Annotated in this window: 23 protein-coding genes; 9 read left to right on the top strand and 14 right to left on the bottom strand. The window is 60.0% G+C overall.

Translation table 11 applies throughout. The features are described 5' to 3' along the window. Positions 1–128: 128 nt before the first annotated feature. A complete protein-coding gene (tyrS, locus tag BFQ01_RS11495) occupies positions 129–1,328 on the bottom strand; it encodes a tyrosine--tRNA ligase (RefSeq protein ID WP_065925364.1) in 1,200 nt (399 codons plus the stop codon). A gap of 209 nt (positions 1,329–1,537) precedes the next feature. Between tyrS and BFQ01_RS11500 the strand changes: the two genes are divergently transcribed. Continuing rightward, positions 1,538–2,956: a peptidoglycan DD-metalloendopeptidase family protein gene (locus tag BFQ01_RS11500; RefSeq protein ID WP_065925365.1), complete on the top strand. Its 1,419-nt coding sequence runs from the start codon at positions 1,538–1,540 to the stop codon at positions 2,954–2,956. Positions 2,957–2,959: 3 nt separating this feature from the next. After that, entirely contained in the window at positions 2,960–4,051 is a 1,092-nt protein-coding gene (locus BFQ01_RS11505) for an anhydro-N-acetylmuramic acid kinase (RefSeq protein WP_065925366.1), read from the top strand. Positions 4,052–4,130: 79 nt separating this feature from the next. Here BFQ01_RS11505 and erpA read toward each other — a convergent pair whose 3' ends face one another. Next, positions 4,131–4,481 carry an iron-sulfur cluster insertion protein ErpA gene (erpA, locus tag BFQ01_RS11510; protein ID WP_003176443.1) on the bottom strand — a complete coding sequence of 117 codons (351 nt, stop codon included), beginning with the start codon at positions 4,479–4,481 and terminating at the stop codon, positions 4,131–4,133. Between the two features lie 165 nt (positions 4,482–4,646). Then, entirely contained in the window at positions 4,647–5,681 is a 1,035-nt protein-coding gene (gene argC / locus BFQ01_RS11515) for an N-acetyl-gamma-glutamyl-phosphate reductase (protein WP_027605886.1), read from the bottom strand. A gap of 135 nt (positions 5,682–5,816) precedes the next feature. On the opposite strand from argC, the gene hemJ reads away from it, so the two are divergent. From hemJ to coq7, 6 genes are all read left to right on the top strand, one after another. Next, positions 5,817–6,245 (top strand): protoporphyrinogen oxidase HemJ, encoded by a 429-nt coding sequence (gene hemJ, locus BFQ01_RS11520; protein WP_065925367.1) that lies wholly within the window; start codon positions 5,817–5,819, stop codon positions 6,243–6,245. Positions 6,246–6,269: 24 nt separating this feature from the next. Next, complete coding sequence (locus BFQ01_RS11525; protein ID WP_065925368.1) at positions 6,270–7,232, top strand: NAD(P)H-dependent flavin oxidoreductase; 963 nt, start codon at positions 6,270–6,272, stop codon at positions 7,230–7,232. Between the two features lie 69 nt (positions 7,233–7,301). After that, positions 7,302–8,264 carry a DUF805 domain-containing protein gene (locus BFQ01_RS11530; RefSeq protein WP_065925369.1) on the top strand — a complete coding sequence of 321 codons (963 nt, stop codon included), beginning with the start codon at positions 7,302–7,304 and terminating at the stop codon, positions 8,262–8,264. A gap of 62 nt (positions 8,265–8,326) precedes the next feature. Beyond that, positions 8,327–9,115: an SDR family NAD(P)-dependent oxidoreductase gene (locus BFQ01_RS11535; RefSeq protein WP_065925370.1), complete on the top strand. Its 789-nt coding sequence runs from the start codon at positions 8,327–8,329 to the stop codon at positions 9,113–9,115. A 50-nt stretch (positions 9,116–9,165) separates the two neighbouring features. Continuing rightward, positions 9,166–9,504, top strand: a complete 339-nt coding sequence (locus BFQ01_RS11540) for a histidine triad nucleotide-binding protein (RefSeq protein ID WP_003194682.1) — start codon at positions 9,166–9,168, stop codon at positions 9,502–9,504. Between the two features lie 117 nt (positions 9,505–9,621). Next, complete coding sequence (gene coq7, locus BFQ01_RS11545; RefSeq protein WP_065925371.1) at positions 9,622–10,269, top strand: 2-polyprenyl-3-methyl-6-methoxy-1,4-benzoquinone monooxygenase; 648 nt, start codon at positions 9,622–9,624, stop codon at positions 10,267–10,269. 62 nt (positions 10,270–10,331) lie between these two features. Here coq7 and BFQ01_RS11550 read toward each other — a convergent pair whose 3' ends face one another. Continuing rightward, positions 10,332–10,754: an OsmC family protein gene (locus tag BFQ01_RS11550; protein ID WP_005792019.1), complete on the bottom strand. Its 423-nt coding sequence runs from the start codon at positions 10,752–10,754 to the stop codon at positions 10,332–10,334. A 245-nt stretch (positions 10,755–10,999) separates the two neighbouring features. Here BFQ01_RS11550 and crp point away from each other — a divergent pair, with 245 nt between their 5' ends. Then, on the top strand, positions 11,000–11,644 hold the full coding sequence (gene crp / locus BFQ01_RS11555; protein WP_065925372.1) for a cAMP-activated global transcriptional regulator CRP: 645 nt from the start codon (positions 11,000–11,002) through the stop codon (positions 11,642–11,644). Here the strand turns inward: crp and BFQ01_RS11560 are convergent. From BFQ01_RS11560 to BFQ01_RS11605, 10 genes are all read right to left on the bottom strand, one after another. Beyond that, positions 11,641–12,336 carry a lipoate--protein ligase family protein gene (locus BFQ01_RS11560; protein WP_065925373.1) on the bottom strand — a complete coding sequence of 232 codons (696 nt, stop codon included), beginning with the start codon at positions 12,334–12,336 and terminating at the stop codon, positions 11,641–11,643. The genes crp and BFQ01_RS11560 overlap by 4 nt on opposite strands. A 141-nt stretch (positions 12,337–12,477) precedes the next feature. Further along, on the bottom strand, positions 12,478–13,314 hold the full coding sequence (gene trpC / locus BFQ01_RS11565) for an indole-3-glycerol phosphate synthase TrpC (protein ID WP_065925374.1): 837 nt from the start codon (positions 13,312–13,314) through the stop codon (positions 12,478–12,480). Continuing rightward, positions 13,311–14,360, bottom strand: coding sequence for an anthranilate phosphoribosyltransferase (gene trpD, locus BFQ01_RS11570; protein WP_065925375.1), 1,050 nt, complete (start codon positions 14,358–14,360; stop codon positions 13,311–13,313). The genes trpC and trpD overlap by 4 nt, the downstream gene beginning before the upstream one ends. Positions 14,361–14,369: 9 nt before the next feature. Continuing rightward, the gene (locus BFQ01_RS11575) at positions 14,370–14,963 is read right to left on the bottom strand and encodes an aminodeoxychorismate/anthranilate synthase component II (protein ID WP_065925376.1); all 594 of its coding nucleotides are present in this window, start codon (positions 14,961–14,963) and stop codon (positions 14,370–14,372) included. 10 nt (positions 14,964–14,973) lie between these two features. Then, positions 14,974–16,455, bottom strand: a complete 1,482-nt coding sequence (gene trpE, locus BFQ01_RS11580; protein ID WP_027605896.1) for an anthranilate synthase component I — start codon at positions 16,453–16,455, stop codon at positions 14,974–14,976. Between the two features lie 70 nt (positions 16,456–16,525). Next, positions 16,526–17,344, bottom strand: a complete 819-nt coding sequence (locus tag BFQ01_RS11585; RefSeq protein WP_065925377.1) for a phosphoglycolate phosphatase — start codon at positions 17,342–17,344, stop codon at positions 16,526–16,528. Beyond that, positions 17,341–18,015, bottom strand: a complete 675-nt coding sequence (rpe, locus tag BFQ01_RS11590) for a ribulose-phosphate 3-epimerase (RefSeq protein ID WP_065925378.1) — start codon at positions 18,013–18,015, stop codon at positions 17,341–17,343. The genes BFQ01_RS11585 and rpe overlap by 4 nt, the downstream gene beginning before the upstream one ends. An 84-nt stretch (positions 18,016–18,099) precedes the next feature. Next, positions 18,100–19,248 (bottom strand): iron-containing alcohol dehydrogenase, encoded by a 1,149-nt coding sequence (locus tag BFQ01_RS11595; RefSeq protein ID WP_065925379.1) that lies wholly within the window; start codon positions 19,246–19,248, stop codon positions 18,100–18,102. A 116-nt stretch (positions 19,249–19,364) separates the two neighbouring features. Then, positions 19,365–20,189, bottom strand: a complete 825-nt coding sequence (locus BFQ01_RS11600; RefSeq protein WP_017739612.1) for an ABC transporter permease — start codon at positions 20,187–20,189, stop codon at positions 19,365–19,367. A gap of 12 nt (positions 20,190–20,201) precedes the next feature. Then, entirely contained in the window at positions 20,202–21,434 is a 1,233-nt protein-coding gene (locus tag BFQ01_RS11605) for an ABC transporter permease (RefSeq protein ID WP_065925380.1), read from the bottom strand. Positions 21,435–21,503 lie beyond the last annotated feature (69 nt).

Below are 21,503 nucleotides of genomic sequence, written 5' to 3' on the forward strand. Positions count from 1 at the left end.
AACTGAAGCAATCCGCTGCCTTATTCTGCATAACTCTTTGTTTACCAAGGAGTTTTGCGTTTCGACTGCGCCGGAAGTGGGGCGAATTATAGACAGATACAATTCGCCGTCAACACTTAATTTCAGGTTTATTCGGATTTGAGCGTAATACGCGCAAATGCCTTCTTCCCCGCCTGACAAACGTGGGTAGCACCCAGTTCGTATATAAAGGTGCGATCCACCACCTCACCATCTATACGCACACCGCCAGACCCCAGAAGGTCACGCGCGACCGCCGAGTTCTTCACCAAACCCGCCTTATTAAGGACTGCCGCAATCGGCATGGCCTCAGTAGCCGTCAATTCAATCTCAGGTAGATCATCCGGCAGCTCGCCATCTCTCATGCGGTTACCCGTTGCACGGTGAGCACTGGCCGCAGCCTCTTCACCATGGAAACGCGCAACGATCTCTTCCGCCAGCTTGATCTTCACGTCACGCGGATTAGCGCCCGCCTCTACATCCGCACGCAGCGCATCGATCTCATCCATCGAGCGGAAGCTCAACAGTTCGAAGTAGCGCCACATCAAGGCATCCGGGATAGAGACCAGCTTGCCGTACATCACACCCGGAGCCTCCTGGATGCCTACATAGTTGCCCAGGGACTTGGACATTTTCTTGACGCCATCCAACCCTTCCAACAACGGCATGGTCAGGATGCACTGAGCCTCCTGACCATAAGCACGCTGCAACTCACGCCCCATCAGCAGGTTGAATTTCTGATCGGTACCACCCAATTCAACATCCGCGCGCAGCGCTACCGAGTCATAACCCTGAACCAGCGGATACAGGAACTCATGAATCGCGATCGGTTGATTGGTTGAATAGCGCTTGTCGAAGTCATCGCGCTCAAGCATGCGCGCCACGGTGTACTGGGAAGTGAGGCGAATGAAGTCCGCCGGCCCCATCTGATCCATCCAGGTGGAGTTAAACGCCACCTCGGTCTTGGCCGGATCAAGAATCTTGAACACCTGAGTCTTATAGGTCTCGGCATTATCGAGAACCTGCTCACGGGTCAGCGGCGGGCGTGTTGCACTCTTACCGCTCGGATCGCCGATCATCCCGGTGAAATCACCTATAAGGAAGATCACCTGATGCCCCAGCTCCTGGAACTGACGCAGCTTATTAATAAGCACGGTATGACCCAGGTGCAGGTCCGGCGCCGTCGGATCGAAGCCAGCCTTAATACGCAGGGGTTGGCCACGCTTGAGCTTTTCGATCAGCTCGGCCTCGACCAACAGTTCTTCCGCACCACGTTTTATCAGCGCTAGCTGTTCTTCAACCGACTTCATAACAGACCCGCAAGGCTCAGATTCAAAAGGGAACCAACCATACAAGATCAGGGACTAATTACAAGTTTTGCCCTGCGCACGGACACCGTTCAGCAAGCCCAGCGTTCGCGAGCTTGCGCCACAGATGATTTGGTTATATTTTATACAGTTATTTCATCTTCATCATGTCATTCATCTTTTCCATTTCATCTTCAAAGTCAAAATTACCTATGACCACTGAACCGTCTAAAGCGCCGCCGCTTTACCCGAAGACCCACCTGCTTGCAGCAAGTGGTATCGCCGCTCTTCTCAGCCTGGCACTCCTGGTATTCCCTTCCAGTGACGTAGAAGCCAAACGAACATCCCTGAGCCTTGACTTGGAGAGTCCGGTTGAACAACTGACACAAGATCAAGACGCTTCCGACGCCCAACAAGCCACAAATGCTCCCACTGAATCGCCGTTTGCCCAGATCGAAAACACGCCGGAAGATACCCAGCAAGCCGTTCAAGAACAGAAAAAAACCGTAGTAGACGCTGCTAAGAACCCTCAACACCGCGAAGTGATCGTGGCGAAAGGCGATACGCTTTCGACCCTGTTCGAGAAGGTAGGCCTTCCCGCAGCCACCGTTAACGATGTACTGGCCAGCGATAAGCAAGCCAAGCAATTCACCCAGCTCAAACACGGCCAGAAACTGGAATTCGAACTGACACCAGACGGTCAGTTGAACAACCTGCACACCAGCGTCAGTGACCTCGAGAGCATCTCCCTGACCAAGGGCGCCAAAGGCTTTGCCTTCAACCGTATTACCACCAAGCCAGTCATGCGCTCTGCCTACGTTCACGGCGTGATCAACAGCTCACTGTCGCAATCTGCCGCGCGCGCTGGCTTGTCCCATAGCATGACCATGGACATGGCCAGCGTGTTTGGCTACGACATCGACTTCGCCCAGGACATCCGCCAGGGTGATGAATTCGACGTGATCTACGAGCAGAAAGTCGCCAACGGCAAAGTAGTCGGCACCGGCAACATTCTCTCCGCACGCTTCACCAACCGTGGCAAGACCTACACCGCAGTGCGTTACACCAACAAGCAAGGCAACAGCAGCTACTACACCGCCGACGGCAACAGCATGCGCAAGGCCTTCATCCGAACTCCGGTGGATTTCGCTCGTATTAGCTCGCGTTTCTCCATGGGTCGCAAGCATCCAATTCTGAACAAAATCCGCGCCCACAAAGGCGTCGACTATGCCGCCCCACGCGGTACGCCTATCAAGGCGGCCGGCGATGGCAAGGTCCTGCTCGCAGGGCGCCGCGGTGGCTACGGCAACACGGTGATCATCCAGCACGGCAACACCTACCGCACCCTGTATGGCCATATGCAAGGTTTCGCCAAGGGCGTGAAAACCGGCGGCAATGTGAAGCAAGGCCAAGTAATCGGTTATATCGGCACCACCGGCCTGTCCACCGGCCCGCACTTGCACTATGAGTTCCAGGTCAATGGTGTGCACGTTGACCCATTGGGCCAGAAACTGCCGATGGCCGACCCGATTGCCAAGGCCGAGCGCGCACGCTTTATGCAACAGAGCCAGCCGCTGATGGCGCGCATGGACCAGGAGCGCTCCACCCTGCTTGCTTCGGCGAAGCGTTAGGGTATGCCGCTCTATATAGGTGTAATGTCCGGGACCAGCCTCGATGGCCTGGATATCGCCCTGATCGAACAAGATTCGGCGGTCAATCTGATCGCCACCCACTACACACCGATGCCGGACACCCTGCGCGCAGAGCTGTTAAGCCTGTGCGCCAGCGGCCCGGATGAGATTGCCCGCTCAGCGATAGCCCAGCAGCATTGGGTCACACTCGCCGCCCACGGCATTCACACGGTGCTCGACCAGCACAACCTCAAGCCTCAAGACATACGCGCGATCGGCAGCCATGGCCAGACCATCCGTCATGAACCCGCCCGAGGCTTTACCGTGCAGATCGGCAACCCGGCATTGCTTGCGGAGCTGACGGGCATCAGCGTAGTCAGCGACTTCCGCAGCCGCGACGTTGCCGCTGGCGGCCAGGGCGCGCCTCTGGTGCCCGCCTTTCATGAAGCGTTGTTTGGCGAAAGCACTGGCAGCCGTGCAGTATTGAATATTGGGGGCTTCAGCAATCTCAGCCTGATCGAAACCGGGAGGCCCGTAGCCGGCTTCGACTGCGGCCCAGGCAATGTGCTGCTGGACGCCTGGATTCAACAGCAGCGCGGCGAACATTTTGACCGTGATGGGCTGTGGGCGGGTAGTGGCAAGGTCGAACCTCAACTACTCACGGCCCTACTCAGCGATCCATTCTTCCTGACCAAAGGCCCGAAAAGCACCGGCCGTGAAGTGTTCAACCTCGAGTGGCTGCACCGGCATCTTGGCCGTCTGCCCGCCTTTGCCCCCCAGGACGTACAGGCCAGCCTGCTGGAACTGAGCGTCCTGACCATCGTCGAGGCCCTGCAAACCGCGCAGCCCGAGACAGAAACGTTACTCGTCTGTGGCGGCGGCGCCCATAACACCACAATGATGAATCGTCTGGCCGCGTTGTTGCCATCCACTCAAGTCAGTAGCACCGCCACCTACGGCGTAGACCCGGACTGGGTCGAAGCCATGGCTTTCGCGTGGCTGGCTCACTGCTGCCTGGAAGGCATTGCCGCCAACCGGCCCAGTGTCACCGGCGCACGCGGGCTAAGGGTACTTGGCGCGATCTACCCCGCCTGACGAACACCTCGCCAGAACCGCAGACAGCAAAACGCCGCTTGGCCGATCAAAGCCAAGCGGCGTTTTTATTCGTTGTAGATCAGATCGAGAACGAAGAGCCGCAACCACAGGTGGTGGTCGCGTTAGGGTTCTTGATCACGAAACGCGAACCCTCCAAACCCTCCTGGTAATCCACCTCGGCGCCTGCCAAGTATTGGAAGCTCATCGGGTCCACGACCAGGCTAACGCCCTCGCGCTCAACGATGGTGTCATCGTCAGCCACATCTTCATCGAAGGTGAAACCGTACTGAAACCCTGAACAACCGCCGCCCGTAACGAATACGCGCAGCTTCAAGCGATCATTACCCTCTTCATCGACCAGGCTCTTTACCTTGTGCGCAGCACCGTGGGTAAATTGCAAAGCCGTGGGGGTGAAGGATTCAACGCTCATGCTGATAATCTCCCGGCGTAGCGCCGTCATATGCGTAATGGCAGGCATTATCCGCTTCTCCTAGAAAAGCGGTCAACTATTGTTACGGTATATCAATCTGCATCGCCGCCATTAGAAACACAAAAGGCCCGATCAACGGGCCTTTTGCGCAGTCCATAAATCGTTTTAAGGCAGCATGCCGGCGTGGGACAGACCCAGCTTTTCATCCAGGCCAAACAGGATGTTCATGTTCTGCACCGCCTGGCCCGACGCGCCCTTGACGAGGTTATCGATCACCGACAACACCACCACCAGGTCACCATCCTGCGGACGATGCACTGCAATCCGGCACACATTAGCGCCTCGCACGCTGCGGGTTTCCGGATGGCTGCCAGCAGGCATTACATCGACGAACGGCTCGTTGGCATAACGCTTTTCAAACAGCGCCTGCAGGTCTACCGAACGATCGACCACTGTGGCGTACAACGTGGAATGAATGCCACGAATCATCGGCGTCAGGTGTGGCACGAAGGTCAGGCCCACGTCTTTGCCAGCGGCGCGACGCAGCCCCTGACGAATCTCTGGCAGATGGCGATGCCCTTTTACTGCGTAAGCCTTCATGCTTTCCGACGTCTCGGAGTACAGGGAACCTACCGCTGCTCCACGACCGGCGCCGCTGACACCCGACTTACAGTCTGCGATCAGGCGCGAAGCATCCGCCAGCCCGGCCTCGAGCAACGGCAGAAAGCCCAGTTGCGTCGCCGTCGGATAGCAACCCGGCACGGCGATCAGGCGCGCCTGCTTGATCTGCTCCCGATTGACTTCCGGCAGGCCGTACACCGCCTCTTCCAACAGTTCCGGTGCACCGTGAGGCTGGCCGTACCACTTGGCCCATTCGTCGGCGTCTTGCAGGCGGAAGTCCGCCGACAGGTCGATGACCTTGGTGCCAGCGGCCAGCAGTTCGCCAGCCAACGCATGGGCAACGCCATGGGGAGTGGCAAAGAACACCACATCGCAGGCGCCAAGGGTATTGATGTCCGGAACGCTGAACGCCAGGCCGTCGTAGTGGCCTCGCAGGTTCGGGTACATATCGGCCACGGCCAGGCCGGCCTCGGATCGAGAGGTAATGACCACCACCTCAGCTTGCGGATGCTGAGCCAACAGACGCAGCAATTCGACACCGGTGTAACCCGTGCCGCCGACGATACCGACCTTGACCATAAACCTGCCCTCAACGAACCCACTGGAAAGCCGTCGATAATAGGGGCCGTATCGTCCTGCGACAACCGTCAACGTGACGTATGGGCGCATGAGCCACTACTATCTGCGCTACCGTGAACCTGGGAATAACTAAAAATGCTTTATCTATGGGTCAAAGCCTTCCATATCGTCAGCATCGTCTGCTGGTTTGCCGGGCTGTTCTACCTGCCGCGCCTGTTCGTCTACCACGCTCAAAGCGAGGACACTGTCAGCAAGGAACGCTTCAGCGTCATGGAGCGCAAGCTCTACCGCGGCATCATGGGCCCGGCGATGCTGGCCAGCCTGGTGTTCGGTATCTGGCTGATAGCCCTTAACCCCGGCATCTTTCAATCGGGCGCCTGGATCCACGCCAAGTTGACCTTGGTAGTGTTCCTGATTGGCTACCACCATATGTGCGGCGCGCAGGTAAAACATTTCGCCCGTGGCGAAAACACCCGCAGCCATGTCTTTTATCGCTGGTTCAATGAAGTCCCGGTTCTGATATTGCTGGCTATCGTAATTTTGGTCGTGGTCAAACCGTTCTAACTTCAATTACTCGGGGTACCTCCAATGTCGCTGCCCGCTCTGCTTGAACAACGTCTGCGCCTGCCAGTGGTGGCTGCGCCGATGTTCCTGATTTCCAATCCGCAATTGGTGCTGGCCTGCTGCCGCAATGGGGTAGTCGGCAGTTTCCCGGCGCTCAACCAGCGCGAGAGCAGTGGCTTCAAGGCCTGGCTGGAGGAAATCGAAGCGGGCCTGGCGCAGTTGGACAATCCTGCGCCCTACGCCGTCAATCTGATCGTGCATAACAGCAACCCTCGCCTGCAGGCGGACCTGGCGATCTGCGTCGAGCACAAGGTGCCAATCGTGATCACCAGCCTGGGCGCAGTGAAAGAACTGGTAGATGCCGTGCACAGCTACGGCGGCCTGGTGTTTCATGACGTCACTACCCGGCGCCATGCCGAAAAGGCCGCTGAAGCCGGTGTCGACGGCCTGATCGCCGTGGCCGCAGGCGCCGGTGGCCATGCCGGTACCTGGAGCCCGTTTTCGCTGATCGCAGAAATTCGCCAATTCTTCGACAAGACCCTGCTGCTGGCCGGCTGCCTGAACCACGGCCATGAGATACTCGCCGCCCAGTTACTGGGGGCAGACCTGGCGTATTTCGGCACACGTTTTATCGGTACCACCGAAAGCCACGCCCCGGATGCGTATAAAGAGATGCTGCTCACATCACGCGCCGCCGACATCGTGCACACTCCCGCGGTCTCCGGCGTGCCCGCAAGCTTTATGCGCCAGAGCCTGGAAAATGCCGGTTTCGACCTCGCTGCCCTGCAGGGCAAAGGCGAAGTAAACTTCGGCTCCAAGCTCAAGCCGCTGAGCGACGAAGCCAAGGCCTGGAAGACCGTATGGTCTGCAGGCCAAGGTGTCGGTGAGATTAATGATTTACCCGGCGTCGATGAACTCGTTGCCCGCCTGGATGCCGAATACCGCAAGGCGCGCGAACAGGCGACACAGTTGCGCTGGCCACGCTGACCCAACCGCAAGGCCTGCCGATCGAGCAGGCCTGCACTACTCCACTGATTCAGTGACAAGGATGCCCGCATGAGCGATAACCGTTTCAAGATTGTGTTTGATGGGGCCTTGCTCCCGGGTGTCGAAAGCACCACAGCCAAGCTGAACCTGGCTGAACTGTTCAAGAGCACGGTCGAGGACATCGAGAAACTCTTCACCGGCCGCGTTGTTGCACTGAAACGCGACCTGTCCCGCCCCGACGCCGAAACCTACCTCACCGCGCTGAAAAACGCCGGGGTGGACGCGCGTATCGAGGCCGAACAGCCCGTAGCCTTCAGCCTTGCCGAAACCCACGAAACAGATTCCGGCGCAGCGGACTTCTCCCGTCCTGCGGCTTCGCCGTACGCACCACCGCGTGCCGCCGTAGGTGAAAGCCTGCCGGAATACGCCACCCTCAAGGTCTTCACCATCAATGGCCGTATTGGTCGTCTGCGGTACCTGGCATGGACGCTGGTACTGACCGTCGCCATGCTCGTCGCAGCCGGCATCCTCAGTACTGTGGGCTTTGCCATCGCGACCGCGTCACCGACCATAGCCATTATCCTCGGCTCGCTGCTGGGCTTCGCGCTGTTCGTCGCGGTTGTGGTCGTCAGCGTGCAGATCGGCGTGCAGCGCCTGCACGATCTGGGCTGGTCCGGCTGGTTGTACCTGCTGAACCTGGTACCGCTGGTGAACAGTATTTTCCCGCTGCTGCTGTTGGTAATGCCAGGTAACACCGGCGCCAACCAGTACGGCGCACCGCCACCGCGCAACTCCACCGCGGTGAAGGTCCTGGCCTCACTGTGGCTGGCATTCATCCCGCTGATGCTCATCATCGTGGTGTCGCTGGGCATGAACGGCTACCTGGATCAACTCGAAACCAACGTGGACAGCAGCTACGAAAGCAGCTCCATCACCTCCGATGAAGACGCCGATCAAAGCGTGATCGTCGATGAAGAAGATGCGCAAAGTGCTGACGACGCAGCCGAACCTGTAGACTCTCCAGAACAGTAAAGAAACGCGCCGCGCCTGTGATGCCTCCATCCCAGGCGCGGCGCGTTGCGATGGAGAAAGGCATGACCCGTTACGCTCTGATCACCGGTGCCTCCAGCGGCATCGGCCTGGCTTTGGCCGAAGCCCTGGCCCGTCGCGGCCGCAGCTTGATTCTGGTGGCCCGCCAGCGTGATCAGTTGGAAAGCATTGCAATCGAATTGACCCAACGCTTCGGCGTCGAGGTGCTGTTTCGGGCATGCGACCTGGGCGAGCCATTGCGCTTGTCCGGGTTCCTGCTGGAGCTGGAAGAAGGCGAGCGGCAGATCGACTTGCTGGTGAACTGCGCCGGCATTGGCACCAGCGGGCCATTCCTGGCCCAGGACTGGATGACCGAGCAGGACCTCATCGAAGTCAACATCCTTGCCCTCACCCGCATGTGTCACGCCTTGGGCAATAGCATGGCGCTGCACGGTGGCGGGCAGATTCTCAACGTTGCCTCGGTCGCCGCGTTCCAACCCGGCCCGTGGATGAGCAGCTACTACGCCAGCAAGGCCTATGTGCTGCATTTCTCCGAAGGCTTGCGCGAAGAACTCAAGACCTGTGGCATTAAGGTCTCGGTGCTTTGCCCCGGTCCTACGCGCACCGCATTCTTCCGTACAGCGCAAATGGACACCGCCAGACTCGACCGCAGCGAGCAATTGATGAGCCCGGAAGAAGTGGCGCTCTATACCGTGCGCGCATTGGAAAAAAACAAAGCCATCATCATTCCTGGTCGACGTAATCGCTGGCTGGCCTTCAGCCCGCGTTTCAGCCCGCGCTGGCTGACCCGCAAGATCGCCGGCGCCATCAACAAGGCCTATTGCCCACGCTGATCGCCTGAGTACACTCACTCACCTTGCACTTTCATAATGGAGAAACAGCTGTGGATACTCTGTTCACCAAGATCATCAACAGAGAAATACCCGCGAAGATTATCTACGAAGATGATCAAGTCCTCGCCTTCCACGATATTGCCCCACAGGCGCCGGTACATTTTCTGGTTATCCCGAAGAAGCCTATCCGCACATTGAATGACTTGACCGAGGACGATAAGGCCCTGGCCGGCCATATTCTGTTCACTGCCCAGCGTTTGGCGGTGGAACAAGGCTGTGAGAAAGGTTTCCGTGTGGTGATGAACTGCAATGAAGACGGCGGGCAGACTGTTTACCACATCCATATGCATGTACTGGGTCAGCGCCAGATGAATTGGCCACCGGGCTGAACCAGCCCGCAACAAGGGGCGCAGTCCGAGGCTGCGACCCCACGCCCTTGACTCAGGGCAAACGCGTTCCTCTCTCTTGCGGTAAACTGGCCGCCGAGATTCCTCCCGGAGGTCAGCATGACTACCCAACGTCACTACTCGCCGATAGACCGTCTGTTGCTGCAAGCCGACACGGCCATGCGCACGTTGCTGCCCTTCAGCGGCCAACCTTACCGCCCGTCGCCCGCCATCGTGCAGCCTGATGCGCAGATGAGCGAGACCGAAACCCGTCATGTGGCCGGCCTGATGCGCATCAACCATACCGGCGAGGTCTGCGCCCAGGCGCTGTACCAAGGCCAGGCCCTGACCGCCAAGCTGCCGCAGGTGCGCGCAGCCATGGAGCATGCGGCCGAGGAAGAAATCGATCACCTGGCCTGGTGCGAGCAACGTATTCGCCAGTTGGGGAGCCATCCCAGCGTGCTCAACCCGCTGTTTTACGGTTTGTCATTCGGCATCGGCGCGGCTGCCGGCCTGATCAGCGACAAGGTCAGCCTCGGTTTTGTCGCCGCGACTGAGCATCAAGTGTGCAAGCACCTGGATGAACACCTGGAACAATTGCCGGCCGACGACGAAAAGTCCCGCGCAATTCTTGAGCAGATGCGTATCGATGAAGCGCACCACGCCGAAAGTGCATTGGATGCCGGCGGTTTCCGCTTCCCGGCGCCAGTGCGATTCGGCATGAGCCTGCTGGCCAAGGTCATGACCAAAAGCACTTACCGCATCTGACGAAACCTGCGGCTGCAAAAAAGGGCGCTATCGAAGCGCCCTTTTCTTTTGCAGATTGGCGGTCAACCCAACTCGATGATCTCGTAATCATGGGTGATGGCCACACCGGCCGCGCCGAGCATGATCGACGCTGAGCAATACTTCTCGGCCGACAGCTCGATGGCGCGCTTGACCTGGGCTTCTTTCAACGCCCGGCCCTTCACCACGAAATGCATGTGGATCTTGGTAAACACCTTGGGATCTTCAGTGGCGCGCTCGGCTTCCAGGAAGGCTTCACAACTTTCCACGGCCTGGCGGGATTTTTTCAGGATGCTGACCACGTCGAAATTGCTGCAACCGCCCACGCCAAGCAGGAGCATTTCCATCGGGCGTACGCCCAGGTTACGGCCACCGGCTTCCGGCGGGCCATCCATGACCACAACATGGCCACTGCCCGACTCACCGAGGAACATGGCTTCGCCCGCCCATTGGATGCGTGCCTTCATCGCCCAGACTCCACTGCTAAAAAAGGGTCGCCAGCTTAGCACAGGGCCCGGGCGCAACCGCGCTTCCCATCAAAGCGATCAATAACGGAGCTGACTCGGAAAATTCGCTAATCGAGTCAGAATGTGTCTGTTAAGCTGGCGCCAAAGGAGTGGCGTATTGCCACCCTTCATACAACGTGTATCAATGCCGATACCGCTGAGTACAACAACTCCAACCACCTCGCGCTGCCTTTCGGGATACAACCATGGTTGCTCTTACGCCCATACCCAAGATCAAGAATCTCGACAAGTTGCTGATGCACTGCCAGCGCCGGCGCCACCCCGCCAAGCACAACATCATCTGCGCCGGTGAGCGCTCCGAAACCCTGTTTTTCATTATCAAGGGCTCAGTCACCATCCTGATCGAGGATGAAGACGGCCGCGAAATGATCATCGCCTACCTGAACACAGGGGATTTTTTCGGCGAGCTGGGGCTGTTTGAACAAGCAGGCAAGGAGCAGGAGCGCAGCGCCTGGGTGCGGACCAAGGTCGAGTGCGAAGTGGCCGAGATCAGTTACACAAAGTTTCGCGAACTCGCCCAGCAGGACCCCGATATTCTCTACGCCCTCAGTGGTCAGATCGCCCAGCGCCTGCGAGACACTACGCGTAAGGTTGGCGACCTGGCGTTCTTCGATGTCACCGGGCGTGTGGCCCGTTGCCTGCTGGAACTGTGCAAGCAGCCCGATGCAATGACTCACCCCGACGGCATGCAGATCAAGATCACCCGCCAGGAAATCGGGCGCATTGTCGGTTGTTCACGGGAGATGGTCGGCCGCGTGCTCAAGGATCTTGAAGAGCGCAACCTGGTGCACGTCAAAGGCAAGACGATGGTGGTGTTCGGTACCCGTTAAGCCGGCAGGAAACTGGCCAGCATTTGACGGTACAAGCTGTCCAGCCGGCTGATTGCGTCCGGCGCGGGGAAGGCTTCGTGCAGGGCAATATGGCTGTCGGCGCGAACCCGTTGCTCCAGGCCGCAGGCTTGGTTGAAGCGGTTGACCGCCGCGATGAGTTCTTCACGATCGTTATCCAGCAACAACGCACCGTGCACCAACCCCACCGGGCGGCCCCCGCCTTGCCGCCAGCGCTGGGCAGTGCCGACCATTTTGCGCCCGTTGAGGTTGACGTTGTAACGACCGTCGCAGAATGCACCATCGATTTCCCCGACGGAGGCATCGCCGCCCAACTCGATAAGTAAATCGCAGATCGGCTGGCATAGACGCTGGTAACCGGTTTCGATGCGACCTTGATCACCCTCACTGCGCGGCGGAGCGTAGACCAGGGCGATATTGACCGTGGCGCTGGACTGCGGCACCGGTTCGCCGCCGGTTTCGCGCAAGAGCACCGGCCAACCGGCATCCGCAGACACGCGGCTGGCGACATCGAAAGCAGGCAATCGGCTCAAGCGGCGTGGCATCACCAATGCCTGATCGCTGGGCTGCCAGAACAACAACCCAAACGCCTGCTCACCCGCGCAAACGGCGGCCAGCAAGGCTTGCTCGGCGGCAAGGCCTGCTTCAACACGCATCGACACTGGCTGGATCAATGGGCACCTACCTATCTGAATAAATACAAACCCAAATGTGGGAGGGGGCTTGCCCCGATAGCGGTATGTCAGTCAAGGATGCTCCAACTGAATCGCCGCCATCGGGGCAAGCCCCCTCCCACACGTTGATCGCATTTCAAATCAATCGAGAGTGGAACCACTGACCGCCACGCCACGCTCCGGGAAGAACAGACGCTGCAGTTCCGCCCCCGGGTTCTCGGCACGCATGAAGGTCTCACCCACCAGGAACGAATAAACGTCACTGATTTCCATCAGCTCCACATCGGCACGGTTGACGATGCCACTTTCGGTAATCACCAGGCGATCGCGCGGAATACGCGGCAGCAGGTCGAGGGTGTTTTCCAGGCTGACTTCGAAGGTGTGCAGGTTACGGTTGTTGACCCCCACCAGCGGTGTGTCGAGGGTTTTCAGCGCGCGCTCCAGCTCATCGCCGTCGTGCACTTCCACCAGCACATCCAGGCCAACGCTTTTGGCCACGGCCGCCAGCTCGGCCATCTTCACGTCATCCAATGCGGAGACGATCAACAACACACAGTCGGCGCCCAAGGCACGGGCTTCAACGATCTGGTACGGATCGACCATGAAATCCTTGCGGATCACCGGCAACTTGCAGGCCGCGCGGGCCTGCTGCAGGAACAGGTCGGAACCCTGGAAAAAATCGATGTCAGTGAGTACCGACAGGCAAGTCGCCCCGCCCTTCTCGTAGCTGACGGCGATTTCCGCCGGTACAAAGTTTTCGCGAATCACGCCCTTGCTCGGCGAAGCTTTCTTGATCTCGGCGATCACGGCCGGCTGCTTGAGCTTGGCCTGGGCAATCAGTGCCTTGGCAAATCCACGTGGCGCATCAGCGGCTTTCGCTTGGGCCTCCAACTCGGCCAGGCTCACACGGGAACGGCGTTCGGCGACTTCTTCAGCCTTGCGGGCCAGGATTTTTTCCAGAACGGTCGGCACACTCATCCTTCATTCTCCATCTTGAATACAGCGGTGAATGCTCCCAGCTCTTCGAGCTTTTCACGAGCCAGACCGGTGTGCAGCGCATCGTGGGCCAATTCGACACCTTCCTTAAGACTATAGGCATGATCGGCTGCGTAAAGTGCCGCGCCAGCATTCAGAACAATCATTTCCGCAGCTTTTTGACCGTTCTCGGTCTTACGACGCCCCAGGGCATCGCGAATCAGCTCCAGGGACGCCGCCGGGCTTTCCACCGCCAGGCCGTGCAGGCTCTGGCTCTTCATGCCCAAGTCTTCCGGTTCGACCCAGTATTCGGTGATTTGGTCATCCTTCAGCTCCGCCACAAACGTTGGCGCGGCCAGGCTGAACTCGTCCAGGCCGTCTTTGGAGTGCACCACCAGCACATGCTTGCTGCCCATGCGTTGCAGCACTTCAGCCAATGGCCGGCACAGTGCCTGGCTGAACACGCCCACCACTTGGTGCTTCACACCGGCCGGATTCGTAAGCGGGCCGAGCATGTTGAACAGGGTACGCAGGCCCAGGTCTTTGCGCGGGCCGGCGGCGTGCTTCATTGCACCATGATGGGACTGGGCAAACATAAAGCCGATGCCGACGTTGTCGATGCAGCGCGCCACTTGTACCGGCGTGAGGTTCAGGTAGATGCCGGCCGCTTCCAGCAGATCGGCACTGCCGCTCTTGCCGGACACCGCGCGGTTACCGTGCTTGGCCACGGTGCAACCCGCCGCCGCCACCACAAAGGAAGAGGCCGTCGAGACGTTGAAGATGTTCGCACCGTCACCGCCGGTGCCGACCACGTCGACCACGCCGTCGAGGGTCTTGAGCTCGACCTTGTCCGCCAGCTCACGCATCACCGATACAGCGCCGACGATCTCGTCGATGCTTTCGCTCTTCATGCGCATCGCCATCATGAAGGCGCCAATCTGCGCATCGGTGCATTGACCGGTCATGATTTCGCGCATCACATCGCTCATTTCAGCGGTGCTCAGGTCCAGATGGCCGACGATACGGCTCAGGGCAGTCTTGATATCCATGGAAAGTCCTTAGCGCGTGCCGCCGCTCTGCTTGAGAAAGTTGGCGAACAGCTCGTAGCCCTGCTCGGTCAGGATCGATTCAGGATGAAACTGCACCCCTTCGATATTCAGTGTCTTGTGACGCAGGCCCATGATCTCGTCGACGGAGCCGTCTTCCAGTTGGGTCCAGGCGGTCAGCTCCAGGCATTCCGGCAGGGTTTCGCGCTTGACCACCAGCGAGTGGTAGCGGGTCACGGTCACCGGGTTGTTGAGTGCCTGGAATACGCCCAGGTCTTTATGGAATACCGGGCTGGTCTTGCCGTGCATCACCTGGCGCGCGCGCACCACATCACCGCCAAAGGCCTGGCCGATGGATTGATGGCCCAGGCAAACGCCCAGGATCGGCAGCTTGCCGGCGAAGTACTTGATGGCCTCGAGGGAGACACCCGCCTCGGTCGGCGTGCAGGGGCCCGGAGAAACCACGATGCGCTCCGGGTTCAGGGCAGCGATTTCGGCCACGGTCAGTTCGTCATTGCGAACCACCTTGACCTCGGCGCCCAGCTCCCCCAGGTACTGCACAACGTTGTAGGTAAAGGAATCGTAGTTATCAATCATCAGCAACATGGGGGAAACCTCAAGAATTGGGGGTCTGTTCAGCCAGCGCTACGGCGCGGAACATCGCGCGGCGCTTGTTCAGGGTTTCTTCCCATTCGAGGGCCGGCACCGAGTCGGCGACAATCCCACCACCGGCCTGCACGTGCAGCTCCCCGTCCTTGATCACCGCCGTGCGAATCGCAATGGCGGTGTCCATGTTGCCGTTCCAGGCGAAATACCCCACGGCGCCGCCATAGACACCGCGCTTGACCGGTTCCAGTTCGTCGATGATTTCCATCGCGCGGATCTTCGGCGCCCCCGACAAGGTGCCCGCCGGCAGAATCGCCCGCAACGCGTCCATCGCAGTCAGCCCGGCTTTTAACTCGCCGGTGACGTTGGACACGATGTGCATCACGTTGGAATAACGCTCAATGACCATCTTCTCGGTCAACTTCACCGAGCCGATTTCCGAGACACGCCCGGTGTCGTTACGACCCAGGTCGATCAGCATCAGGTGTTCGGCGATTTCCTTGTCGTCGCTGAGCAGGTCTTCTTCGAGCGCCAGATCCGCTTCTTCGGTCGCGCCACGCGGGCGTGTGCCGGCAATCGGGCGCACGGTGATCAGGTTGTCCTCGACACGCACCAGCACCTCCGGCGAGCTGCCCACTACGTGGAAGTCGCCAAAGTTGAAGAAGTACATGTACGGCGTCGGGTTGAAGCAGCGCAGCGCCCGGTACAGGTCGATGGGCGCCGCCTTGAAGTCGATGGACATGCGTTGCGACGGCACCACCTGCATGCAGTCACCGGCGAGGATGTATTCCTTGATGGTATCGACCGCGCGCTCATAGTCATCCTGGGTAAAGCTGGAGCGGAACACCGGATCAGCCGCCGGCGGACGGCTGAGGTCCAGGCCGCGACGCGGGGTGATCGGCTGGCGCAGCTTTTCCAGCAGCGCTTCGAGGCTGGCCTGGCCTTGCTCGAAGGCGTCGGCCTGGGACGGGTCGGCGAGCACGATCGCGTGCATCTTGCCGGCGAGGTTGTCGAACACCACCACCGCGTCGGAGACCATCAGCAGAATGTCCGGCACGCCCAGCGGGTCCGGGTTCGGGCATTTGCCCAGGCGTTTTTCCACATAGCGCACGCAGTCATAGCCGAAGTACCCCACCAGGCCGCCGTTGAAGCGCGGCAGGCCAGGGATGGTCGGCACGTTGTAGCGCGCCTTGAAGGCTTCGACGAAGGCCAGCGGGTCTTCGACCTCATGACTTTCGATCTCGACACCATCATGGGTGATGCTCACATGATGGTCGTGCACCCGCAGCACAGTGCGGCATGGCAGGCCGATGATCGAGTAACGGCCCCATTTCTCGCCGCCCTGTACCGACTCCAGCAGGTAGGAGTTGGGCTGGTCGGCCAGCTTCAGGTAGATCGACAGTGGCGTGTCGAAGTCGGCCAGGGTTTCGCAGGCCAGGGGGATACGGTTATAGCCGGCAGCGGCCAAACGCAGGAATTCTTCGCGGATCATGAGGTGCCTCGTGGCGTGAGGGTCTAACAGTCAGGTATGCAAACGTGCCGCATGGCGCGGCCAGGATCAGTCAGGCGCGCCAACGCCAGCGGGCCAGGGCCTTGATGACTTTCATCCAGAGTTTGCGAGTGACCACCACGATGGAATTTCCAGAAGGGGACGGATCGATGTCGGGCAACGTTATCTCAGCGCCAGCTCCCAAGCAACCGGGGATTAGCAGTCTCAGGTCATCAATCACCAGCGACGGCGACTCTTCGGCGATCGGACGACCATGGTTGTAGCCGTAACTCAGGGCCACGCACTGCACGCCGGCCGCTTTCGCCGCCAGCACGTCACTGCGTGAATCGCCGACAAACAGCGACTGGGACGCCGGAATATTGGCCATTTTCATCACGAAAAACAGCGCCGCCGGGTCGGGTTTCTTCTGCGGCAAGGTATCGCCACCAATGATCCAGCGGAAATAACGGCCAATTTTCATCTGGTCCAACAGCGGCGCGACAAAGCGCTCCGGCTTGTTGGTGATCAGGGCCATTTCCACGCCCTGCTTGCTCAGCCATTTGAGGGTGTCGCGTACGCCGGGGTAGACCACGGTCAGTTCGTGGCTGCGTTCATAGGCTGCGTTGAACAGTTCCAGGGCGTGCTCGGCCTCAACCTCATCGACACCTTCGGCATCGATGTGATTGGCCAGGGCCCGGCGCACCAGCATCGGTGCGCCATTGCCGACCCACTCGCGTACCGACGCAAGCCCCGCCGGCTTGCGCCCCAGCTTGAGCAGCATTTCGTCCACAGCCGCCGCCAGGTCTGGCACCGAGTCGATCAAGGTACCGTCCAGATCGAACATCACCAGCCGTGGCAGTTTGCCGGGGAACAGCTGCTCAAAGCCGCTCATGAACGCGCCAGCGCCAGTTCGGCGCGCATCTTGGCGATGACTTCCTGATAGTCCGGGGCGTTGAAGATCGCCGAGCCGGCCACGAAGGTGTCGGCGCCGGCGGCCGCGATTTCACGGATATTGTTGACGTTGACCCCACCGTCGATTTCCAGGCGGATGTCGCGGCCCGACGCATCGATCAGCGCACGGGCTTCGCGCAGCTTGTCGAGGGTACCGGGGATGAACTTCTGCCCGCCGAAGCCCGGGTTGACGCTCATCAGCAGCACCATGTCGACCTTGTCCATCACGTACTTGAGCACGTCCAGCGGGGTGGCCGGGTTGAACACCAGGCCGGCTTTGCAACCGCCCTCGCGGATCAGTTGCAAGGTGCGGTCGACGTGCAGAGAGGCTTCCGGGTGGAAGGTGATATAGGTCGCGCCGGCGTCAACGAAGTCACCGATGATGCGATCCACCGGGCTGACCATCAGGTGCGCATCGATCGGCGCGGTGATGCCGTACTTGCGCAGCGCCGCACAGACCATCGGACCGATGGTCAGGTTGGGCACGTAGTGGTTGTCCATGACATCGAAGTGCACGAAGTCGGCACCGGCGGCCAACACCTTGTCCACTTCCTCACCCAGGCGGGCGAAATCGGCGGAGAGAATCGATGGAGCAATAACGAAGGGCTGCATGACGCACCTTTTTTGAGCTAAATCACGATGGCGCGCATTGTATACCTCATGCTTTGCCCTGCGCACCGTGACCTAACTCAACGGCTAGTACGCCGCCCGATAGATTTTCTCGATATCGGCCGCGCTGAGCTTGCGCGGGTTGTTACGCATCAGGCGCTCGATACCCGCCGCTTCCGTGGCCATGGCCGGGATGGCGTCTTCGGGAACCCCGAAACTGCGCAGGCCGGAAGGAATCTCCACGGCGGCACACAATCTTGTCATCGCTTCGACGGCCTGGTCGGCGGCATCGTTGACGCTCAGGCCGCTGACATTCACGCCCATGGCCTGGGCAATGTCCTGCATGCGCTCGACACAGGCCAGTTTGTTCCAGTGCATCACATAGGGCAGCAACAGCGCATTGCTGACGCCATGGGCGATATTGAACCGCCCGCCCAGCGGGTAGGCCAACGCATGCACTGCGCCCACCCCGGCATTACCGAAGGCCATGCCGGCCATCAGGCTGGCGGTGGCCATATCGTCGCGGGCCTGCAGGTTGGCCGGGTTGGCGTAGGCCTTGGGCAGCGCCTTGGCGATCAGCTTGATCGCACCGATGGCCAAGGCATCCGTGATCGGCGAGGCATTCAGGGAAAGGTAGGACTCAATGGCATGCACCAGCGCATCCACGCCACTGGCGGCGGTGACACTGCGCGGGCAGGTCAGGGTCATTTGCGGGCTGATCAGCGCGACGTCCGGCAGCAGGTAGTCGCTGACGATGCCCTTCTTCAACTGCGCGACCTTGTCGGAGAGGATCGCCACATTGGTCACTTCCGAGCCGGTGCCGGCGGTGGTCGGGATGGCGATCAGCGGCGGGCCCTTGCGCGGCACCTGGTCGACGCCAAATAAGTCCGCCAGGGCGCCGTGGTAACCGGCATAGGCGGCAACGCTCTTGGCAATATCGATGGCACTGCCGCCGCCCAGGCCGATCAGGCCGTCGTGGCCACCGTCGCGGTACGCCTGCATGCAGTCTTCGACGATGGAGATTTCCGGGTCAGGCAGCACGCGGTCGAAAATCTCGTAAGGGCGCTCACCCAGGTGTTCGAGTGCCAGCGCCACCGTGCCTGACTTGACCAGCGCCGCGTCGGTAACAATCAACGGGTTATCCACATCCAGGCGCGTCAGCTCGGCGGCGAGTTGCTCAATGGCGCCAGCGCCAGTCAGCAGTTTGTGGGCGATCTTGAATGAGGAAGTACTCATGTGCGCGGCCTCTTATCGGTGATGGGCTGGCACAAGAGTAGCTGACTGGATCGGGTTGTCTTCCATTCAGGCGCTGAATGGTCACAGCCCCCCTGTGGGAGGCGGCTGTGTGGGCTTTAGACCTGGGCCGTGCGCAGTTTCTCGCTACGCCCACGCAGCCACTCCAGGGTCAGCAACAGCAACACCGAGAAGGCAATCAGCAAGGTCGCCGCCGCCGCAATCGTCGGGCTGAGGTTTTCGCGGATGCCGCTGAACATCTGGCGCGGCAGGGTCGCTTGCTCGGGGCCGGCGAGAAACAGGGTCACCACCACCTCATCGAACGAGGTCGCGAAGGCAAACAGCGCGCCGGAGATCACCCCCGGTGCAATCAACGGCAAGGTTACCCGGCGAAACGCCGTCAAAGGCGAGGCACCCAGGCTGGCCGCGGCCCGTACCAGGTTATGGTTGAAACCCTGCAAGGTCGCCGACACGGTGATGATCACAAACGGCACCCCAAGCACCGCATGCACCACGATCAGCGAGAAGAAACTGTTGCCCAGGCCCAGTGGCGCAAAAAACAGGTAGCTGGCCACACCGATAATCACCACCGGCACCACCATCGGCGAAATCACCAAGGCCATCACCAACGCCTTGCCGGGGAAATTCCCACGGGTCAGGCCGATCGCCGCCAGGGTGCCGAACACCATGGCCAATACCGTGGCGGCCGGGGCCACAATGATGCTGTTCTTCAGCGCACGCATCCATTCCGCCGAGGCGAAGAAATCCTGGTACCAATGCAGCGAGAAGCCTTGCAGCGGATACACCAGGAAACTGCCGCTGTTGAACGACAGCGGGATGATCACCAGCACAGGCAAGATCAGGAACAACAGGATCAAGCCGCAGAGGATCCGCAAGCTGTAGAACCACACCCGTTCCACTGGTGACATATAAGGGCTCAGCATCGCAAGGTCTCCTCAGCTCAGGCGCAGGCGGCTGGCGCCCACCAGCCGGTTGTAGATCAGGTACAGCACCACGGTCGCCAGCAGCAGCAAGCCGCCCAACGCCGTCGCCATGCCCCAGTTGATGCTGGTGTTGGTGTAGAAGGCCACGAAGTAGCTGACCATCTGGTCGTTCGGGCTGCCCAGCAGTGCCGGGGTGATGTAGTAACCAATCGCCAGGATGAACACCAGCAGGCAGCCGGCGCCGACACCGGCATACGTCTGTGGGAAGTACACGCGCCAGAAGCTGGCGAACGGGTGACAGCCCAGGGAGATCGCCGCACGCATGTAGGTGGGCGAGATGCCTTTCATCACGCTGTAGATCGGCAAAATCATGAACGGCAGCAGGATATGCACCATGGAGATGTAGACCCCGGTGCGGTTGAACACCAGCTCCAGGGGTTTGTCGATCAGGCCCATGCCCATCAGCGCACTGTTGATCAGCCCGCCGGATTGCAGCAACACGATCCATGCCGCCACCCGCACCAGGATCGAGGTCCAGAACGGCAGCAACACCAGAATCATCAGCAGGTTGCTTTTGCGCGCCGGCAGGTTGGCCAGCAAATACGCCAGCGGATAAGCCAGCAGCAGGCAGATGGCGGTGATCACCAGGCCCATCCAGAAGGTGCGGGCGAAGATGTCCAGGTAGATCGCCTGGTCCGGGGTGGCCGGGGCCACTTCGCCAAGGTCGTCGATGCGATGATCGACGGCCGCCAGCAGGTAAAACGGTGTCAGGCTGCTGGTATTACGCCGGATCGCCTGCCAGTACGCCGGGTCGCCCCAGCGTTCGTCGAGGTTTTCCAGCGCTTCTTTATAAGAGCCAGGCGCCTCGGTAAACGGCAGCGCCCGCGCGGTTTTGGTCAGCAGGCTGCGATAGCCGGCCAGTTCCATGTTCAAGCGTTTGGACAGGTCGCCCAGGGTCTGGTTTTTGCGTGCCTCGCCCAAGTCCTCACTGAGGGCCTGGTACACCGGCTCACCCGGCAGACCACGACCGTCCCAGGCCGTCACCGCCACTACGGTACGCGGCAGACCGCCCACCACTTCCGGGTTGCCGACGCTTTTAAACAGCAGCGCAACAATCGGCACCAGGAACACCAGCAGCAAAAACAGCACCAGCGGCGCAATCAAGGCCTGGGCCTTCCAGCGATTGAGCCGCTCGGCACGCGCCAGGCGCTGCTTGAGGGTGGGGCCAGGAATGGCGATATCCATGGCAAACTCCGATTCAGAAAATGAATGCAATAACCTGTGGGAGGGGGCTTGCTCCCGATGACGGTGGGT

The organism is Pseudomonas sp. 8 R 14 (assembly GCF_900005955.1).
GTDB lineage: Bacteria > Pseudomonadota > Gammaproteobacteria > Pseudomonadales > Pseudomonadaceae > Aquipseudomonas > Aquipseudomonas marginalis.

Excerpts from the sequence above, each read along its gene's own strand:
- BFQ01_RS11605 (WP_065925380.1), bottom strand. The coding sequence starts at position 21,434 with ATGGATATCGCCATTCCTGGCCCCACCCTCAAGCAGCGCCTGGCGCGT.
- BFQ01_RS11500 (WP_065925365.1), top strand. The coding sequence starts at position 1,538 with ATGACCACTGAACCGTCTAAAGCGCCGCCGCTTTACCCGAAGACCCAC.
- trpE (WP_027605896.1), bottom strand. The coding sequence starts at position 16,455 with ATGATCCGCGAAGAATTCCTGCGTTTGGCCGCTGCCGGCTATAACCGT.
- BFQ01_RS11535 (WP_065925370.1), top strand. The coding sequence starts at position 8,327 with ATGACCCGTTACGCTCTGATCACCGGTGCCTCCAGCGGCATCGGCCTG.
- BFQ01_RS11575 (WP_065925376.1), bottom strand. The coding sequence starts at position 14,963 with ATGTTGCTGATGATTGATAACTACGATTCCTTTACCTACAACGTTGTG.
- BFQ01_RS11525 (WP_065925368.1), top strand. The coding sequence starts at position 6,270 with ATGTCGCTGCCCGCTCTGCTTGAACAACGTCTGCGCCTGCCAGTGGTG.
- erpA (WP_003176443.1), bottom strand. The coding sequence starts at position 4,481 with ATGAGCGTTGAATCCTTCACCCCCACGGCTTTGCAATTTACCCACGGT.
- argC (WP_027605886.1), bottom strand. The coding sequence starts at position 5,681 with ATGGTCAAGGTCGGTATCGTCGGCGGCACGGGTTACACCGGTGTCGAA.
- hemJ (WP_065925367.1), top strand. The coding sequence starts at position 5,817 with ATGCTTTATCTATGGGTCAAAGCCTTCCATATCGTCAGCATCGTCTGC.
- BFQ01_RS11550 (WP_005792019.1), bottom strand. The coding sequence starts at position 10,754 with ATGAAGGCACGCATCCAATGGGCGGGCGAAGCCATGTTCCTCGGTGAG.
- BFQ01_RS11585 (WP_065925377.1), bottom strand. The coding sequence starts at position 17,344 with ATGAGCGGCTTTGAGCAGCTGTTCCCCGGCAAACTGCCACGGCTGGTG.
- rpe (WP_065925378.1), bottom strand. The coding sequence starts at position 18,015 with ATGCAGCCCTTCGTTATTGCTCCATCGATTCTCTCCGCCGATTTCGCC.
- trpD (WP_065925375.1), bottom strand. The coding sequence starts at position 14,360 with ATGGATATCAAGACTGCCCTGAGCCGTATCGTCGGCCATCTGGACCTG.
- BFQ01_RS11600 (WP_017739612.1), bottom strand. The coding sequence starts at position 20,189 with ATGCTGAGCCCTTATATGTCACCAGTGGAACGGGTGTGGTTCTACAGC.
- BFQ01_RS11595 (WP_065925379.1), bottom strand. The coding sequence starts at position 19,248 with ATGAGTACTTCCTCATTCAAGATCGCCCACAAACTGCTGACTGGCGCT.
- tyrS (WP_065925364.1), bottom strand. The coding sequence starts at position 1,328 with ATGAAGTCGGTTGAAGAACAGCTAGCGCTGATAAAACGTGGTGCGGAA.
- coq7 (WP_065925371.1), top strand. The coding sequence starts at position 9,622 with ATGACTACCCAACGTCACTACTCGCCGATAGACCGTCTGTTGCTGCAA.
- crp (WP_065925372.1), top strand. The coding sequence starts at position 11,000 with ATGGTTGCTCTTACGCCCATACCCAAGATCAAGAATCTCGACAAGTTG.
- trpC (WP_065925374.1), bottom strand. The coding sequence starts at position 13,314 with ATGAGTGTGCCGACCGTTCTGGAAAAAATCCTGGCCCGCAAGGCTGAA.
- BFQ01_RS11530 (WP_065925369.1), top strand. The coding sequence starts at position 7,302 with ATGAGCGATAACCGTTTCAAGATTGTGTTTGATGGGGCCTTGCTCCCG.
- BFQ01_RS11505 (WP_065925366.1), top strand. The coding sequence starts at position 2,960 with ATGCCGCTCTATATAGGTGTAATGTCCGGGACCAGCCTCGATGGCCTG.